We start from the raw sequence: 16089 nt of genomic DNA on the forward strand, positions 1-16089 counted from the left end.
AGCTGCCAGCCGTGGGCACCGCGCAGTTCCAGTTCGTCCGACACGTCCGTCAGCGTGCCGATCAGTTCGCTGCCCTAGAAACGGCGCGCGCCGCGCGCGGGGTTCATCATCTGCCGCAGCCTCGGGATCGACAGCCTGCGCTCGGCATTGAAGAAAAACTCCAGCGCCAGGTCGAAGGTCACCGGGTCGACGCGCTTCGTGCGGCCTGCAATGGTCACGCTGCGCACCACCGGATCGAAGCTGTAGGCGCCCCACACGAGCGGCATCGGCATGGCGCAACCCAGGCCGCGGCTGTTGAGCGACTGCAGGATGGTGCGGTAGAAGTCGTCGAAGGCCGGGGCCACCTCGGGCGGCCGCCCGCGCAGGTGCCGCGTCGGCGCCGGACCAGATTCCACCTGCGCCACCAGCAGCACCTTCGCGCCCATCAACGACAGCACGGCCGACGGAAATGAAGGAACCCCGTCTCGGTCGGTCTCGGGCACGTCGCCCAGAAACAGCAGGTTCATGCGGGCCACGTCGTCGCCAATCGCGACCAGTTCGTCGACATGGGTGAACACCAGTGGCGCGACCCCCAGCGCGCGCAACACGCGCCGCGCGTACTCGCGCTCGCGCAGCGAATGGCCAAGCACGCCGATGCGGCGGGCGGGGCGCACCACGGGCGCCTGCGGTTGTGTTGTGCAGCGAGGAACCGGTTCATCCGCGCGCGGCCTCGTGGCAGGCTGGGAAAACAGCGCTTCCGAGACAGCGCCCTTGAAGGCTCGGGCCGCGGTTTGCGACCTCGGTGATCAGAAGCGGCATGGATGCTCGAAATTCTCTAAAGAATGAATGAAGCCGAGTTCCATGCACCCTCTTTCTCGTGCCGCGCACATGCATACGGACACAACGAAACAGGCCATCCGAAGCAACCCGGCGCGATACCCATCCTAGTCAGCGAGTCAGACCAATCTGCATATAGCCGGCAACAGGGCCGGCGCGTGCACCCACCACAACCGAGAGCGTACTGTCTTGGGTTCCGAAGTAGTGTTCAGCACTTGGGCCGGTAAAGGCCCTTAGATTCGAGATCGATGCACTTGGCGAGCTTAGATTGGCCGTGAAGCCGGAAACTGTTGCATCACTGCGGGCAACCACAGTCGAATACGTCGTGGCATCAAAGTCCAGCGTTCCCCAACTGCCGCTGGTATCGCCGCCGCTGGACTTGCTCACGGGGCAGGTTGCGGATTCAGCGAGGCCAATGCGGAACACGTCGTCGTTCGGCGACTTGAGGGTGGTGCCAGCGGAGAGGTAGACGTTCTTTCCGGCTACGCGGGCGATGTAGATGTTGCCTGCGTCGAGCGGATCGTTCACGTTGGTGATGGCCCACGCATCCGGTGTTGCGCCTAGCGCCGCTTCGGCCACTGCATCTCGTCGACTCTGCAACTGATCAATGGGTACTTGTCCACGATGAACAAGCTGGGTCAGTTCAGAATTGAAGTGGACTCGAGGCTCCTATGCTCCGAGCCTGCTTTCAATATGATCGGACTGGACGCTCACGGTGATGGCGCAGATGGGCGCGGCCTTTGAGCACTTCAACGAGATGCACCCGCACTCGGCATTGACGATGAAATCACCCTGGGAGTTCCGGCAGCTTCGCGCTGCCCAACATCAACGCTTTTGAGAGCACGTCTCCTGCCCTCAACACCGCACAAGGATTTCGCGTTCGGCGTGCCGAATTCGACCCGCACGGCAGCACGACGCCAGCGCCTCCAACAACGCAAGCGAGCATTGGTCGGGGCCAAGCCCTGTGTCCAACCTCACTCGCGCAGCGTGAACACCACCGAGAGATACGCGACCGGCTGGACCTGGATCGCCTCGATCCCGTGCAGCGCCGTGGCATCGAACAGCAGTGAGTCCCCGGCCCTCACCACGACCACCTTGCCACCGTAGCGGTAACTGACCTCCCCAGACAGGAAATACAGGAACTTCAGGCCCGGATGCTGGAAAGTCACGTACGGATTAGCGCCGGGCAGCAGTGTGACCAGATAGGGTTCGACGAACAGGTTGCCTGACAGCAGGTGACCGAGTAGTTCGTAGCGGTAGTCCGCCACGACGCCGATGCGGTCGACAAGGACGCCACGTCCAGAGCGCACATGGCAGAAGTCCGTGCGACGCGCCTGATCGCCAAAGAAGCGCGACGTCGGCACGTGCAGGCCCTGCGCGAGGCGCTCCAGGGTCTCCACCGAAGGCGAAACCAGACCGCGCTCGATGCGCGAGAGCATCGAGGAAGAAATCCCCGAAGCCTGCGCGAGCGCACCGGCAGTCACATCGGCCGCCATGCGAAGCGCCCTCACCTGTGCGCCGATACGCGCCGCGGACAGGCTGCGCACGACAGGTGCGGGCTGCCGCGGACGGACACGCGTCACCGAAACCGGCAACCGCAGAGGCCGAGCCGTTGGCAGAGGCGAAGCGATCTGTCGACGCGTCATTTGGATCTCATGGAAGAGGAGTCCCGAGAAAGGCCAAACCAGCATTTCTCCCTGCCATCCATGATAACTAAAAAAGGTCGAAATGGCCTTTCTCGAATTGCCTTCGAGCATCGGAGAGTGCCACCATCTATTCACCATCGCCGATACGAGGTGCTTAGAAAGCATCTTCGCTCCCTTCGGCGTTCTGCTGGCTTGACGCAGGCAGAGCTCGGAGTGCGGCTCAAAGTAGATCAGTCCCATGTATCCAAGGTCGAGCGCGGCGAACGGTATATGGACGTGCTGTTTTACCTGGACTGGTGTCGCGCTTGCAAACAGCATCCCGAGACCGCAATCACGATTCTGGTCAAGACTGGAGCCTAGGAGCGTGCGCGGCAGAAGGCGTGACGAGTGCGCGAAGGCTTGATAGATTTGGCGCATGCCCGTGAGCTACCTGCCCTATGAACCGCAGCAGCAAAGACTGCTTCCCGACGCCCTTCAAGACTGGCTGCCCGAAGGGCATCTGGCGTACTTCATCAGCGACAGCGTGGACAGCCTGGATCTGAGCGCCTTCCACGCCCGGTATGCCAAGGGCGGGCCGCGCAACCAGCCGTTCCACCCGGCCATGATGGTCAAGGTGCTGATCTACGGTTACGCCACCGGCACCTTCAGCTCGCGCAAGCTGGCGGCCAAGCTGCACGAAGATGTGGCCCTGCGGGTGCTGGCGGCAGAGAACTACCCGGCGCACCGCACGCTCTCGGACTTCCGGGCGCTGCACCTGCAGGAGCTGGCGGCGCTGTTCGTGCAGGTGGTGCGCCTGGCGCGCGAGTGCGGCCTGGTCAAGCTGGGCACGGTGGCGGTGGACGGCACCAAGCTCAAGGCGAATGCGAGCCGCCACAAGGCCATGAGCTATGACCGCATGGTCAAGGCCGAGGGCGAGCTCAAGGCGCAGATCGACGGCCTGCTCAACCGAGCGCGTGCCGCCGACGATCTGGAGAAGAACGAACCCGACCTGGACGTTCCCGGGGAGATCAAGCGCCGCGAGGACCGGCTCAAGGCGATCACCGAGGCCAAGCTGCGCCTGGAGCAGCGCCAGCGCGAGGCCGATGCGGCCCGCGGGCGCAGCGCCGACGACGAACGCAAACCCCGCGACAAGGACGGCAAGCCCAAGGGCGGGCGCTACAAGCGCGACTTCGGGGTTCCCAAGGACAGCGCCCAGGAGAGCTTCACCGACACGGACAGTCGGATCATGAAGCGCTCAGGCGGGGGCTACGACTACGGCTACGGCTACAACGCTCACACGGCGGTGGATGAAGCGGCACAGATCGTGGTGGCCGCAGAGCTTGGCAACAACGCGGCCGACAGCGACCGCCTGCCGGTGCTGTTGGCCGCGGTGAAGGCCAACCTGGGCGAGGATGCACTACAGGTGCTGGCGGATGCGGGCTTCCGCTCGCAGGCCGTGTTCGAGCAGCTCAAGGACAGCCCGAGCGAGCTGATCGTGGCGCTGGGCCGAGAGGGCAAGCAGGCGCTGGACATCGACGCCGAACAATACCCGCGCACCGCAGCGATGGATGCCAGGCTGAAGACGCCCCAAGGCCAGGCGGCCTACCGCAAGAGGAAGTGGATCGTGGAGGCGCCCAACGGGTGGATCAAGAGCGTGCTGGGCTTCAGGCAGTTCAGCCTGCGGGGATTGAAGAAGGTCCAGGCCGAGTTCAAGCTCGTGTGTCTGGCGCTGAACCTGCGGCGCATGAGCGCATTGATGGCCAGATGAGGCCCGTGGCCGGGGGTGAATCCGCGCGCCGCTCGCCTGCGGCAGGCCGAGTAGGCGCCCTTGTGGTCGTTCGAGAACAGCCAACGCGCCGCGCGAGTGCTTGCGAGGCGCGCACAACTCAACGTGGGGTCACAGCGGCGCAGAAAAACTTCTGCCGCGCGGACTCCTAGCTGCGGCCGACTCGAAAGCGGCACTTCCCCGGAGCCTCTTCACATTCTTGATGGCGGCGAGCTGTCCTAGGAAAGCGCGCCCCGGCGTACATAGGACTCCTCCTAAAAATGCGGCTTTTCGCCGCCGTTACAGCACCTTTGCGCCGCGCAGCCAGTCGAGCAGCATCGCCGAGTCGGCACCTCGGGGGCGAAGCCGTCGTCGCCCTTGAGCAGGTACTTCGCGCCCTTCTGAACCTTGATCTTGAGCGGCGCCTTGCCGATCGCTGCGGCGTCGATCGTGTGATCGATGTTCTTGCCGTTGCTGTTGACCACGACCTTTGTCTTCGACTTCATCTTCTTGGTTGCCATGAGATTTCCTAGTGCTTGCGGAATAAAAAACGGGACCGGAACGGCACGCGCCCGCGCACGCGCCACGCCAACTCGAACGGTTTGTTGACTGATGACCTTAGGAAGACGGTCCGGATACGGCCATCGGACGAGTCCGAAATGGCCTACGCAGGACATAGGCGCAGGGCGAAACTGTGAACAAAGCCCCCGGAAGTACCTACAAAGCACAAAGGCCCCTGCAAGTCGACGACTCGCAGGGGCCTTGGAAAAAGGAACGCGGTGGGTAAATAGTGCCGGGCGAAATCCCGGCCTGCTCAATCAACAGGCAACGTGGTGCGAACCCGCGTCAATGCTCGTTCTGCTGGTCAGCCTCCTCAGGCAACCCACAGAGTTATGCACAGAAAGAACGAACAACTGTCATCAAGTTGACTTGGCCGCGACGTAGCCCTTGAACTGCTCGCGCAGCTTGGTCTTCAGGAGCTTGCCGGTGGCTGTATGCGGCAGGCTGTCGACGAAAGCCACGTCGTCGGGCAGCCACCACTTGGCCACGCGCTGCGAAAGAAAAGTGAGCAGTTCCTCGCCCGTGACCTCCGCGCCCGCGCGCTTCACCACGATGAGCAGCGGCCGCTCCTGCCACTTCGGATGCGCGATGCCGATCACCGCGGCCTCGGCCACGGCAGGGTGCGCGCTGGCGGCGTTCTCCAGGTCGATCGACGAGATCCACTCGCCGCCCGACTTGATGACGTCCTTGGCGCGGTCGACCAGCTGCACATAACCGTCGGCGTCGATATTGGCCACGTCGCCGGTCGGGAAGAAGCCCTCGGCGTCGAGCACGTCGCCGCCTTCGCTGCGGAAGTAACCGCTCGCAATCCACGGGCCGCGCACATGCAGGTGGCCGAAGGCCACGCCGTCGTGCGGCAGGCGCTGGCCGTTCTCGTCGACGATCTTGAGCTCCACGCCCCACACGCCGCGGCCCTGGCGCATCTTGACGGTGGTCTGCTCTTCTTTCGGGAGCACGAGGTGCTTGGGCAGCAGGTTGCCGATCACGCCGATGGGGCTGGTCTCGGTCATGCCCCAGCCTTGCACGAAGTCGGCGTTGAAGTCGCGCTCGAAGCGCTCGATCATGGCGCGCGGCGTGGCGGCGCCGCCCACGCCGATGCGCTTCAGGCCGATGGCGCGGGTGTCGATCTCGGGGTGGGCATCGAAGTACTGGAACAGCATCAGCCACACGGTGGGCACCGCCTGCGAGAAGCTCACCTTCTCGTCGCGCATGAGTTCGTACAGGCTCTGGCCGTCCATGTGCGGGCCGGGCATGACGAGCTTGGCGCCCACCATCGCCGCCGAGTACGGCATGCCCCAGGCGTTGGCGTGAAACATGGGCACGGCGAGCATCAGCGTCATCTGCGAGCACACGCCGAAGGTGTCGGGCGCGCATTCCATCAGCGAATGCAGCACGGTGGAGCGGTGCGAATACAGCACGCCCTTGGGGTTGCCCGTGGTGCCCGACGTGTAGCACAGCGACGAGGCGGTGCGCTCGTCGAACTCGGGCCAGGTGTAGTCCTCGCTCTGCGCGCCGATGAGCTCGTCGTAGCACAGCAGGTTGGGCACGTCGATGGCCGGCATGTGCGCGCGGTCGGTCATGGCGACGAAGGCGCGCACGCTCGTGAGCTTGGGCGCGAGCTTCTCGACCAGCGGCGCGAAGCTGGTGTCGAAGAACAGCACCTTGTCTTCGGCGTGGTTGACGATGTAGTCGATCTGCTCCGGAAAGAGCCGCGGGTTCACCGTGTGCAGCACCGCGCCCGAACCCGACACGCCGTAGTACAGCGCCAGGTGCCGGTGCGTGTTCCACGCCAGCGTGCCCACGCGGTCGCCGGGCGCCACGCCCAGCACCTTCATCGCGTTGGCCACCTGCTTGGAACGCAGCTGCACCTCGCGGTAGTTGGTGCGATGCACCGGGCCTTCGACGGTGCGACCGACGATCTCGACGTGGGGGTGGAAGGTGGCCGCGTGGTCGATCAGCGACGAGATCAGCAGCGGGCGGTCCTGCATCAGTCCGAACATGGTGTGTGTCTCCTTTGGATTTTTTTCGTGCTTCACAAGGCTACTTCACGGCGATCGAATCACCCATGGGCTCGAACTCCTTGCCGTTGAACTGCACCAGCTGCAGCGTGTTGAACGGGAAGTAGTCGGTGGCCGAGGTGTTCAGCGCAATGCCCGGCAGCAGCATGCCGGTGCGCATGTTCTTCAGCGTGGTGGCCTGCTTGAGCACGTTCTCGCGCGTGAGGTTGTCGCCCGAGGCCTTGAGCACGGTCTCCATGGCTTGCGCCACGCCGTAGCCGTACACGCCGGCGGCGTTGTTCACGTCTTCGTTCGGTGCGTACTTCTTCATGAAGGCCAGGAACTCCTGCGTGGCCGGGTCGTTGGCCCAGCGCGGCTGCGCGGCGTCCTTGAAGAAGGCCATGGCCATGATGCCCTTCGACTTCTCCAGGCCCGCGGGCTCCAGCGTCATCTTCACGTAGGCCGACACGTAGGTGAGGTACTGCTGCCTGGGCTTCCAGTTGATGTCCCACGCTTTGCGGATGGCCTGCGCCGCAAAGCGCGCGGTGGCGAAGTTGACGAACACGTCGGCACCCGACGACTGCAGCTTGATGATCTGCGAATCGACCGTCGGGTCGGCCACTTCGAACGAGGCCTCGGCCACCACCATCGAGGCCTTGTCGCCCAGGCCCTTCTTCAGGCCCTTGAGCAGGTCCTTGCCGAAGTCGTCGTTCTGGTAGAGCACGGCGATCTTCGCGTTCGGCATCGTCTTCAGGATGTTCTTCGCGTAGAGGCTGCCCTCGCCCTCGTAGCTGGGCATGTAGGGCGTGGTCCAGGGGTAGGTCTTGGGGTCGTTGAAGCGGTCGGCGCCCACGCCCAGGAACAGGTGCGGCACCTTCTTGGCGTTCATGTAGCGCTGGATCGCGGCATTGGAGGCCGAGCCCAGGTTGCCGTACACGGCGAGCACTTCGTCCTGCTCGACCAGCTTGCGCACCACCTCGGTGGTGCGCGGCGGCGTGTACTGGTCGTCGTAGCTGATGAGCGTGACCTTGCGGCCATTGATGCCGCCCTTGTCGTTCACCATCTTGAAGTACGCCTCGTTGACCTTGCCGACGATGCCGTACGACGACACGGGGCCGCTGTAGGGCATGGCCATGCCGAGCTTGATCTCGGTGTCGGATGCGCCGGTGTCATACTTCTTCTGCGCAAGGGCCGCGCCGGCGGTGAACAGGAGGGCCGCGCCACCCAGGGCGGCGGCCAGTCGAACGATGGAGGTCATGGAAGCTTCAGTGGAAAAACGAAAAGGGAGAAGACATCAAGAACGAGGCAGTCAGTCGCCCAGCACCTTGCCGAAGGGCTCGTAGCGCGTGCCGTTGAACCGCACCAGCTGCATGCGCTCGATCGGGTAGAAGTCCGTCGGCGAAGTTTTCACGTCGATGCCCGGGTAGAGCATCGGCGGGCTGTACTGCAGGTTGGCCGCCACCTTCATGATGTTGGCGCGCGTGAGGTCGTCGCCCGCCTTGCGCAGCACCTGCTCCAGCGTCTGCGCCGACGAGTAGCCCAGCACGTTGAGCGAATCGCTCAGGTCGCCCGAGGGGTAGTACTTGCTGAACCAGGTCTTGTAGTCCTCGTACTCCTTGGAGCCCTTCCACATGTCGTCGGCCGGGTCGCGCAGGTAGGTGGCCGAGATCACGCCCACCGCGTTCTCGGGGCCCGCCGGCTTGATCACCGCCGACACCGACACCGACACGCTCGACAAATACTGCGTGGGCTTCCAGCCGATGTCGGCCGCCTTGCGGATCGCCTGCGCCGCGAACTTGGGCGTGGTGATGCTGAAGAAGGTGTCGGCGCCCGAGGCCTTCAGGTTGACCATCTGGCTGTCGATGGTCGGGTCGGTCACCTCGTAGGTCGACTGCGCGACGATCATCGTCTTGGCCTTGTCGCCGAGCGCTTCGAGAAAGCCCTTCAGAAAGTCCTTGCCGAAGTCGTCGTTCTGCATGAGCACGGCGATCTTCGCGTTGGGCTTCGTGCTCAGGATGTGCTGCGCGTAGATCTTGCCTTCGGTCTGGTACGTGGGCTGCCAGCCCATGGTCCAGGGGAAGGCCTTCGGGTCGCCGAAGCGCGTGGCGCCCGTGGCCACGAACAGCTGCGGCACCTTCTTGGCGTTCATGTAGCGCTGGATCGCCAGGTTGTGCGCCGTGCCCAGCGGGCCGAAGAGCACCAGCACCTCGTCTTGCTCGACCAGCTTGCGCGCCTGCTCCACCGTCTTCGACGGGTTGTAGGCGTCGTCCAGCGAGATGAACGTGACCTTGCGGCCGTTGATGCCGCCTTCGGCATTGAGCTTGGCGAAGTAGCCCGCGGCTGCCTTGCCGATGGTGCCGTAGGCCGAGACCGGGCCCGAGTACGGAACGATGTGGCCGATCTTGATTTCGGTGTCGCTCGCGCCCGGGTCGTAGCGCTTCTGGGCCTGCGCCGTGAAGGCGACAGTCAAGCCGAGCGTGGCCGCGAGGCCGGCGCCGAGCAGGCGGCGGCGCGCGCCGGGGCGGGCGGAAAAGAGGGAACGTGTCATGGTGTTGTCTCCGTCGTTCTTGTGAAAAAGAAGCTGCCGGCCGCGGGCCTCTCACCGGCCCCGTATCGGCCTCTGTCGGACCTCGTGCGGCGTTCGGGCTGGATGGTAGGCAGCGCCTTCTGCGCGTCACATCGTCGGAACGGACGATTGAGAGCGCCTGAGGGTTGCCCCTAGCATGAGCCTCGACACGGAGACAACACGCACCGCCGCGCAACGCGGCGGGTACCGAAGGCAAGCACCGCATGGACCTCACGCTCAATCCCCGCTACGAAGCCTTTCGCGACGCGTTGCGCGCGTTCCTCGCCACGCACGGCCACCGCTCGGCCTTTGCGCGCACGGCCGAACGCCCCGACGCCGACGCGCTCGCGTGGCAGCGCCTGCTGCTGGACCACGGCTACGCGGGCCGCACCGTGCCGCGTGACTACGGCGGCCACGGCGCCGCGCCCGACGTGATGGAATCGCACCTCATCACCGAAGAGTTCGCGCGCGCCGGCGCCGCGCCGCCGCTGGGCAACCAGGGCATCTCGATGCTGGTGCCCACCCTGCTCGAGCTGGGCACCGAGGCGCAGCGGCGCGAATGGATCGGCCCCACGCTGCGCGGCGAGGTGGTCTGGTGCCAGGGCTACTCCGAGCCCGGCGCGGGCTCCGACCTGGCCTCGCTGCAGACGCGCGCCACGGAAGACGGTGGCGACTTCGTCATCAACGGCCAGAAGATCTGGACCTCGACCGCGCACGTGGCCGACATGATCTTCTGCCTCGTGCGCACCGAGCCCGGCGCCGCAAAGCATGCGGGCATCAGCTACCTGCTGTTCTCGATGAAGACGCCCGGCATCGAGGTGCGCCCGCTGAAGACCATGACGGGCCACGCCGAGTTCAACGAGGTCTTCTTCACCGACGTGCGCGTGCCGCAGCACCAGAGCGTGGGCCAGCGCGGCGAGGGCTGGAAGGTGGCCAACGCCACGCTCAAACACGAGCGCGGCTCGCTCGGCAACCCCAACCTCACGACCCAGCGCTACCAGGAACTCGCCACGCTGATGCAGACCGAAACCGTCGACGGCTCGCGCCTCATCGACCAGCCCGTGCTGCGCGACCGCCTGATGCGGCTGCAGGGCCAGGTGCTGGCGCAGAAGTGCCACGGCCTGCGGCTGCTCACGGCCGCGGCCAACGGCGAAGACCCGGGCCTGGCCGCGCTGGTCGTGAAGCTGCAGGGCTGCGAGCTGCGCCACCAGCTGGCCGCGCTCGCCATCGACGCGCTGGGCGAACTCGGCCTGCTGATGCCCGGCAGCGCCCACCTGCGCGCGCAGGCGCTCTGGCAGGAGCGCTACATGTTCGACCTGGGTTTGATCATCGGCGGCGGCACGGCGCAGATCCAGAAAAACATCATCGCGGAACGCGGGCTCGACATGCCGCGCGAACCGCGTCTTGCCTGATCGACTGGAAGGAACTGCTCCATGGAATTCGCCCTCTCCGCCGACCAGAAGCTGCTGCAGGACAGCCTGCGCCGCGCCCTCGAACGCGCCTGCCCGCTCGATCGCGTGCGCCGCGTCGCGGCCGACGACCTGCCGCTGGACCGCGAGGTCTGGCGCACGCTGTGCGAGGTCGGCGTGCCGGCTTTGCTTGTGCCCGAGGCCTTCGGCGGGCTCGGCCTCTCGCTGCTCGACGCCGCGCTGGCCGCCGAAGAACTGGGTCGCCATGTCGCGCCCACGCCGTTTCTCGGCACCGCCGTGCTCGCACCGCTGGCGCTGCGCGAAGCCGGCAGCGCTGCACAGCAAGATGAATGGCTGCCGCGCCTGGCCGCCGGCGAATGCATCGCCGGCGTGGCCATCGCCGAGGCCGTGGCCGGCGCGCGCGATGGTGCGGGCGTGACGGCCCACGCCGACGGCACGCTCGACGGCAGCGCGCTCTTCGTGCTCGACGCGGGCGCGGCCGATGTGTTCATCGTCGCCGACCGCGCGGGCGGCTTGCACCTCGTGCGCGCCGATGCACAAGGCCTCACGCGCGGCGCGCTGCGCAGCATCGACGCCACGCGCCCGCTCGGCGAACTGCACTTCGCACAGGTGAAGGCCGAGCGACTGCCCAACGCCAGCCCCGTCACGCTCGCGCGCCTGCGCAGCGCAGGCTGGGCACTGCTCGCCGCCGACACGCTTGGCGCGGGCGAAGCCATGATCGGCCAGGCCGTGGCCTACGCCAAGGAGCGCCGCCAGTTCGGCCGCGTGATCGGTTCCTTCCAGGCCGTGAAGCACCTGTGCGCCGAGATGGCCGCCGGGCTGGAACCCGGCCGCGCGCTCGTCTGGTACGCGGCCCACGCCTTCGACGCACTGCCCGACGAAGCCGCGCTGCTCGCCGCGCACGCCAAGTCGCACCTGAGCGAAACCGGCACCTTCGTCGCCCGCACCGCCACCGAGGTGCACGGCGGCATGGGCATCACCGACCTGCTGGGCCTGCACTACTGGTTCAAGCGCATCGGCTTCAACCGCCAGCTGCTCGGCGGACCCGAGCGCGTGCGCCACCTCGCCGCCGAAATGCAGGGCCTTGTCGCCGCATGACCTCCCAACCCATGACCAAGACCACTGCCCCCGCTCCCCGCATGCTCGAAGGCCTGCGCATCGTCGACCTCACCACGGTGATCTTCGGCCCCTACTGCACGCAGATCCTTGCGGACCTCGGCGCCGAGGTGGTCAAGGTCGAGCCGCCCGAGGGCGACAGCATCCGCATCATCGGCACGCCGCCCGTCACGCCGCTGATGAGCCCCGTGCACTTGCGCCTGAACCGCGGCAAGCGCTCGGTCGTCTGGGACCTGAAAAGCGAGGACGGCCGCGCCGCGATGCACCGCCTCATCGAGACCAGCGACATCTTCATCCACAACGTGCGCAGCGACGCCATCACGCGCGCCGGCCTGTCGTACGAGGAAGTGCGCGGCATCCGCCCCGACATCGTCTACGTGCACTGCACCGGCTTCGACCAGCGCGGGCCGTATGCCGCGCTGCAGGCCTACGACGACATCATCCAGGCCGCCTCGGGCATCGCCTCGCTGCCGCCCAAGGTCGACGGCAACCCGCAGCCGCGCTACGTGCCGATGACCATGGCCGACAAGGTCTCGGGCCTGCATGCGGCGTATGCCGTGCTCGCCGCCGTGGTGCACCGGCTGCGCACCGGCGAAGGCCAGCAGGTGGAGGTGCCGATGTTCGAGTCGCTCGCCAGCTTCAACCTCGTGGAGCACCTGTGCGACAAGACCTTCGTGCCGCCCACCGGCCCCGCGCTGTACCCGCGCCAGATCGACCCCATGCGCCAGCCCATGCGCACACGCGACGGCTACATCGCCATTGCGCCCTACCTGGACGACCGCTGGCTGCGCTTCTTCGAGGCTACCGGTCACCCCGAAGTGCTCGAGGCGCCCGAGCTGGCCGACAAGGCCCTGCGCCGCAAGCACATGAGCCGCATGTACGAGGCCGCCGCCGCGATCCTGCCCGAGCGCACCACCGCCGAATGGCTCGACATTCTGAAGAAGGCCAACGTGCCCGCGATGCGCGTGAACGACATCGCCGACCTGCCCGACGACCCGCAACTGCAGGCCGCCGGCCTTTTCCGACAGCGCACGCATCCGACCGAAGGCGCGTATCTTGAGGTGCGCCCGCCGGTGCGCTTCTCGGGCTATGCCTACGCCGATCTGTCGCACGCCGCGACACCCGGCCAGCACAGCGCTGAAGTCGCACGCGAGCTGGGCGTGACCCTGACGACCTCTCTTCCCCGGAGCACCACCTCACCATGAGCATGACTGTCTACGACGCCGTCGCGAGCCGCCGCTCGGTGCGCGAATTTCTCGACCGCCCCGTGCCGCCCGACGCCATCCGCCGCGTGCTGCAGGCCGCACTGCGCGCGCCCTCGGGCGGCAACCTGCAACCGTGGCACCTGCACGTGGTGGGCGGTGAACGGCTCGACGACCTCAATGCCCTCATGCGAACCCGCGTGCAGGAAACGCCCGGCGGCGAAGGCAGCGAGTACGACATCTACCCGCGCGAGCTGGTCGCGCCCTACCGCGACCGCCGCTTCGCCGTCGGCGAGGCGATGTACGCGCGCCTGGGCATTCCACGCGAGGACAAGGCTGCGCGCCTGAAATGGTTTGCGCGCAACTTCCAGTTCTTCGGTGCGCCACTCGCGCTCTTCTGCACCGTCGACCGCCGCATGGGCCCGCCGCAGTGGTCCGACCTCGGAATGATGTTGCAGAACGTGATGCTGCTGCTGCGCGCCGAGGGCCTGGACAGCTGCCCGCAGGAATGCTGGGCCATCTACCCGCAGACCATCGGCCGCTTCATCGACCTGCCGCCGGAACGCATGCTGTTCACCGGCATGGCCATCGGCTACGCCAACCGCCACAAGCCCATCGACGCCCTCGAGACCGAGCGCGCGCCGCTCGCCGACGTGGCCGAATTCATCGGCATCTAAGAAGGCACTCGCAGATGGACGATTGGGAAAGCGCCTGGGCGCCGATGGTGGCGCGCGTGGGCGAAGACTTTGCGAACGGCGTGATCCGCTGGGGCGCCGACGTGATCGAGGCCGGCGCCGTGCGCCGCTATGTCGAGGTGCTGGAGTTCGACTGCCCGCTGCACCAGGGGCCCGACGCGGTCGCACCATCGACCAGCCTCGCCAGCCTCACCCTGCCGGCGATGTGGGCCCCGGGCCAGCCGCCCGTGTTCACCAGCGATGCACGCAATGCCGAACCCGAGCGCAGCCCGCTCAAGGGCACGCGCCCCGAAGGCATGCCGTCCACCACCGCCTACATGGCGACCGACTACGAAGTCGACTACCTGCAACCCGCGCGCCTGGGCGACCGCCTGGGCCGGCGCGGCAACCGGCTCGTGCGCTGCGAACCCAAGGCCACGAAGGTGGGGCGCGGCGCGTTCACGACGTGGGAGTACGACATCGTGAACCAGCGCGAAGAAGTCGTCGCCCGCTGCCGCTTCGGCATGTACCACTACGTGCCGCACTGATGCCCCGCTGTCTTGTGCTCTGGCGCACTCACGCCGACGGGGCACCTTGCTCCGCGAATGTCCCCCGCCCTTCGGGCTCCTCCTTAATTTCGCTGCGCAAGGCACCCCATCGACGTGAGCGTTGTCAGCGGCGGTCGTTGATCAGCCGCACACCAGCGCTGCCTCCCGTGCGCAGGGCACTGGGTGCTTCCCGCAGCGAAATCAAGGAGGAGGCCGCAGGCCGGGGGACATTCGCGGAGGGAAGTACCCGGTGGCCTGTGCACACGCCCTGAACAAAGACCGCAACCAACGCAGAGCAACAAGATGAACTGGCAAGAACAACGCCGTTGGGAAGACGTCAACGAGGGTGACACGCTGACCCCCGTGCCCTTCCCCCTCACCGTCTACCGCCTCGTGATGGCCGCCGGCGCCAACCGCGACTTCAACGCGATTCACCACAACACCGAGCACGCGCAATCGACCGGCGCCCCCGAGATGTACGCCAACGTCATGCTGCTGCAGGGCATGTGGGAGCGTGCGATTCGCGAGTACATCGGCACGGCCGGCGTGCTGCATGCCATCCGCGGCTTTCGCATGAAGTCGTTCAACACGGCGGGCGACACCGTCACGGTGCGCGGCCAGGTCGAACGCAAGTGGATCGACGACAGCGCCGATGCCGCACACCGCCACCGCCTCGACCTGCGCCTGTGGAGCGAGAACCGCCACGGCGTGTCGGTCGGCCCCGGCCTCGCCGTCGTGAGCCTGCCGCTCTGACATCGCGCCAAGACAGAAAAACCATCGGAGACAAGACAGACATGCACCGCAGCAGACTCACCCGCCACCACGCCCTCGCGCTGGCAGCCGCCCTGGCCACCGGCAGCGCCTTCGCGCAACAACAAGCGACCACCTGGCCCGACAAGCCCATCCGCATGATCGTCCCCTACGCGGCCGGCGGCGGCACCGACGTGTTCGCGCGCATCGTTGCCGAAGGCCTGGGCAAGCGGCTCGGCCAGAGCGTCATCGTCGACAACCGCCCCGGCGGCAACGGGCAGATCGGCATCACCGCCGTGCAGCGCGCACCGGCCGACGGCTACACCGTGCTGTTCTCGCTGACCTCGATCATCCAGAACCCGCTGCTGTACCCCAACGCGGGCTTCGATCCGTTCAAGGACTTCGTGCCCGTTTCGGAGGCGGGGCGGCTGCCCATCGTCTTCACCGTGAGCAACAAGCTCGGCGTCGACACGCTCGACGGCTTCGTCAAGCTCGCGCGCGCCGCGCCCGGCAAGTATTCGTACGGCTCCTACGGCAACGGATCGAGCGCCCACCTCTACGCCGAAGTGCTGCAGGACGCCGCGGGCATCCAGCTTCTGCACGTGCCCTACAAGGGCGAAGCGCCGGCCATCACCGACCTGCTCGGCGGCACCGTCGATGCGGTGTTCGTCTCGGCCAAGGGCGTGGGCCCGCACGTCGCGGCCGGCAAGGTGAAGTCGATCGCCGTGGTCGGCACCGCGCGCGCCCCGCTCGCGGCCGGCGTGCCCACCTTCAAGGAACAGGGCTTCGCCGGCATGGAGTCGGTCGGCTGGTTCGGCATCTACCTGCCCGCGGGCACGCCGCAGCCCATCGCGCAGCGCCTCTCGACCGAAGTGGCACAGGTGGTGCAAAGCCCCGAGCAGGCCGCGCGCATCGAAGGCCTCGGTGTGATCCCGGTCGGCAGCACGCCCGCGCAGCTCACCGCCACCATGCGCGCGGACCATGCGCGGTGGAAGCAGGTGATTCAGGCCAAGAACATCAAGCTCGATTGAGACCGCAC

General features: G+C 66.6%; 16 protein-coding genes. 9 read left to right on the forward strand and 7 right to left on the reverse strand.

Going from position 1 to position 16089, the window contains the following annotated elements; all coding sequences use genetic code 11:
- Positions 1 to 74 precede the first annotated feature (74 nt).
- The 3 genes from IG196_RS26505 to IG196_RS26515 all read right to left on the reverse strand — a co-directional run bounded on the left by IG196_RS26505 (position 75) and on the right by IG196_RS26515 (position 2363).
- Positions 75 to 653 (reverse strand): hypothetical protein, encoded by a 579-nt coding sequence (locus IG196_RS26505; RefSeq protein WP_192193686.1) that lies wholly within the window; start codon positions 651 to 653, stop codon positions 75 to 77.
- Positions 654 to 927: 274 nt separating this feature from the next.
- A complete protein-coding gene (locus tag IG196_RS26510; protein WP_192193687.1) occupies positions 928 to 1395 on the reverse strand; it encodes a hypothetical protein in 468 nt (155 codons plus the stop codon).
- A gap of 395 nt (positions 1396 to 1790) precedes the next feature.
- Positions 1791 to 2363 carry a helix-turn-helix domain-containing protein gene (locus IG196_RS26515; RefSeq protein WP_192193688.1) on the reverse strand — a complete coding sequence of 191 codons (573 nt, stop codon included), beginning with the start codon at positions 2361 to 2363 and terminating at the stop codon, positions 1791 to 1793.
- A 216-nt stretch (positions 2364 to 2579) separates the two neighbouring features.
- Between IG196_RS26515 and IG196_RS26520 the strand changes: the two genes are divergently transcribed.
- Positions 2580 to 2822 carry a helix-turn-helix domain-containing protein gene (locus IG196_RS26520; protein WP_192197159.1) on the forward strand — a complete coding sequence of 81 codons (243 nt, stop codon included), beginning with the start codon at positions 2580 to 2582 and terminating at the stop codon, positions 2820 to 2822.
- Positions 2823 to 2877: 55 nt separating this feature from the next.
- Complete coding sequence (locus tag IG196_RS26525; RefSeq protein ID WP_192193689.1) at positions 2878 to 4209, forward strand: IS1182 family transposase; 1332 nt, start codon at positions 2878 to 2880, stop codon at positions 4207 to 4209.
- 272 nt (positions 4210 to 4481) lie between these two features.
- Here the strand turns inward: IG196_RS26525 and IG196_RS26530 are convergent, their stop codons facing one another.
- The 4 genes from IG196_RS26530 to IG196_RS26545 all read right to left on the reverse strand — a co-directional run bounded on the left by IG196_RS26530 (position 4482) and on the right by IG196_RS26545 (position 9312).
- Positions 4482 to 4727 carry a hypothetical protein gene (locus IG196_RS26530; RefSeq protein WP_192193690.1) on the reverse strand — a complete coding sequence of 82 codons (246 nt, stop codon included), beginning with the start codon at positions 4725 to 4727 and terminating at the stop codon, positions 4482 to 4484.
- 399 nt (positions 4728 to 5126) lie between these two features.
- Entirely contained in the window at positions 5127 to 6767 is a 1641-nt protein-coding gene (locus IG196_RS26535) for a 3-(methylthio)propionyl-CoA ligase (protein WP_192193691.1), read from the reverse strand.
- Between the two features lie 40 nt (positions 6768 to 6807).
- Positions 6808 to 8022, reverse strand: a complete 1215-nt coding sequence (locus IG196_RS26540) for an ABC transporter substrate-binding protein (RefSeq protein WP_192193692.1) — start codon at positions 8020 to 8022, stop codon at positions 6808 to 6810.
- A 51-nt stretch (positions 8023 to 8073) separates the two neighbouring features.
- Entirely contained in the window at positions 8074 to 9312 is a 1239-nt protein-coding gene (locus tag IG196_RS26545) for an ABC transporter substrate-binding protein (RefSeq protein ID WP_192193693.1), read from the reverse strand.
- A 242-nt stretch (positions 9313 to 9554) separates the two neighbouring features.
- Here IG196_RS26545 and IG196_RS26550 point away from each other — a divergent pair, with 242 nt between their 5' ends.
- From IG196_RS26550 to IG196_RS26580, 7 genes are all read left to right on the forward strand, one after another.
- Positions 9555 to 10742: an acyl-CoA dehydrogenase family protein gene (locus IG196_RS26550; RefSeq protein WP_192193694.1), complete on the forward strand. Its 1188-nt coding sequence runs from the start codon at positions 9555 to 9557 to the stop codon at positions 10740 to 10742.
- 21 nt (positions 10743 to 10763) lie between these two features.
- The gene (locus IG196_RS26555) at positions 10764 to 11858 is read left to right on the forward strand and encodes an acyl-CoA dehydrogenase family protein (RefSeq protein ID WP_192193695.1); all 1095 of its coding nucleotides are present in this window, start codon (positions 10764 to 10766) and stop codon (positions 11856 to 11858) included.
- Between the two features lie 11 nt (positions 11859 to 11869).
- Positions 11870 to 13081, forward strand: coding sequence for a CaiB/BaiF CoA transferase family protein (locus IG196_RS26560; protein ID WP_192193696.1), 1212 nt, complete (start codon positions 11870 to 11872; stop codon positions 13079 to 13081).
- 2 nt (positions 13082 to 13083) lie between these two features.
- On the forward strand, positions 13084 to 13755 hold the full coding sequence (locus IG196_RS26565) for a nitroreductase (protein WP_192197160.1): 672 nt from the start codon (positions 13084 to 13086) through the stop codon (positions 13753 to 13755).
- A 14-nt stretch (positions 13756 to 13769) separates the two neighbouring features.
- Positions 13770 to 14300, forward strand: a complete 531-nt coding sequence (locus IG196_RS26570; RefSeq protein WP_192193697.1) for a MaoC family dehydratase N-terminal domain-containing protein — start codon at positions 13770 to 13772, stop codon at positions 14298 to 14300.
- Between the two features lie 303 nt (positions 14301 to 14603).
- Positions 14604 to 15053, forward strand: a complete 450-nt coding sequence (locus IG196_RS26575) for an acyl dehydratase (RefSeq protein ID WP_192193698.1) — start codon at positions 14604 to 14606, stop codon at positions 15051 to 15053.
- A 41-nt stretch (positions 15054 to 15094) separates the two neighbouring features.
- A complete protein-coding gene (locus IG196_RS26580) occupies positions 15095 to 16081 on the forward strand; it encodes a Bug family tripartite tricarboxylate transporter substrate binding protein (protein ID WP_192193699.1) in 987 nt (328 codons plus the stop codon).
- The last annotated feature ends 8 nt before the right edge of the window (positions 16082 to 16089 follow it).

Origin of the sequence: Variovorax sp. 38R (genome assembly GCF_014843395.1) — a bacterium.
In the GTDB taxonomy this organism is placed as follows: domain Bacteria; phylum Pseudomonadota; class Gammaproteobacteria; order Burkholderiales; family Burkholderiaceae_C; genus Variovorax; species Variovorax paradoxus_H.

Bases quoted from the DNA above. Each gene is read 5' to 3' on its own strand.
- IG196_RS26525 (WP_192193689.1), top strand. From the start codon at position 2,878: ATGCCCGTGAGCTACCTGCCCTATGAACCGCAGCAGCAAAGACTGCTT.
- IG196_RS26530 (WP_192193690.1), bottom strand. From the start codon at position 4,727: ATGGCAACCAAGAAGATGAAGTCGAAGACAAAGGTCGTGGTCAACAGC.
- IG196_RS26535 (WP_192193691.1), bottom strand. From the start codon at position 6,767: ATGTTCGGACTGATGCAGGACCGCCCGCTGCTGATCTCGTCGCTGATC.
- IG196_RS26540 (WP_192193692.1), bottom strand. From the start codon at position 8,022: ATGACCTCCATCGTTCGACTGGCCGCCGCCCTGGGTGGCGCGGCCCTC.
- IG196_RS26545 (WP_192193693.1), bottom strand. From the start codon at position 9,312: ATGACACGTTCCCTCTTTTCCGCCCGCCCCGGCGCGCGCCGCCGCCTG.
- IG196_RS26550 (WP_192193694.1), top strand. From the start codon at position 9,555: ATGGACCTCACGCTCAATCCCCGCTACGAAGCCTTTCGCGACGCGTTG.
- IG196_RS26555 (WP_192193695.1), top strand. From the start codon at position 10,764: ATGGAATTCGCCCTCTCCGCCGACCAGAAGCTGCTGCAGGACAGCCTG.
- IG196_RS26560 (WP_192193696.1), top strand. From the start codon at position 11,870: ATGACCAAGACCACTGCCCCCGCTCCCCGCATGCTCGAAGGCCTGCGC.
- IG196_RS26565 (WP_192197160.1), top strand. From the start codon at position 13,084: ATGACTGTCTACGACGCCGTCGCGAGCCGCCGCTCGGTGCGCGAATTT.
- IG196_RS26570 (WP_192193697.1), top strand. From the start codon at position 13,770: ATGGACGATTGGGAAAGCGCCTGGGCGCCGATGGTGGCGCGCGTGGGC.
- IG196_RS26575 (WP_192193698.1), top strand. From the start codon at position 14,604: ATGAACTGGCAAGAACAACGCCGTTGGGAAGACGTCAACGAGGGTGAC.
- IG196_RS26580 (WP_192193699.1), top strand. From the start codon at position 15,095: ATGCACCGCAGCAGACTCACCCGCCACCACGCCCTCGCGCTGGCAGCC.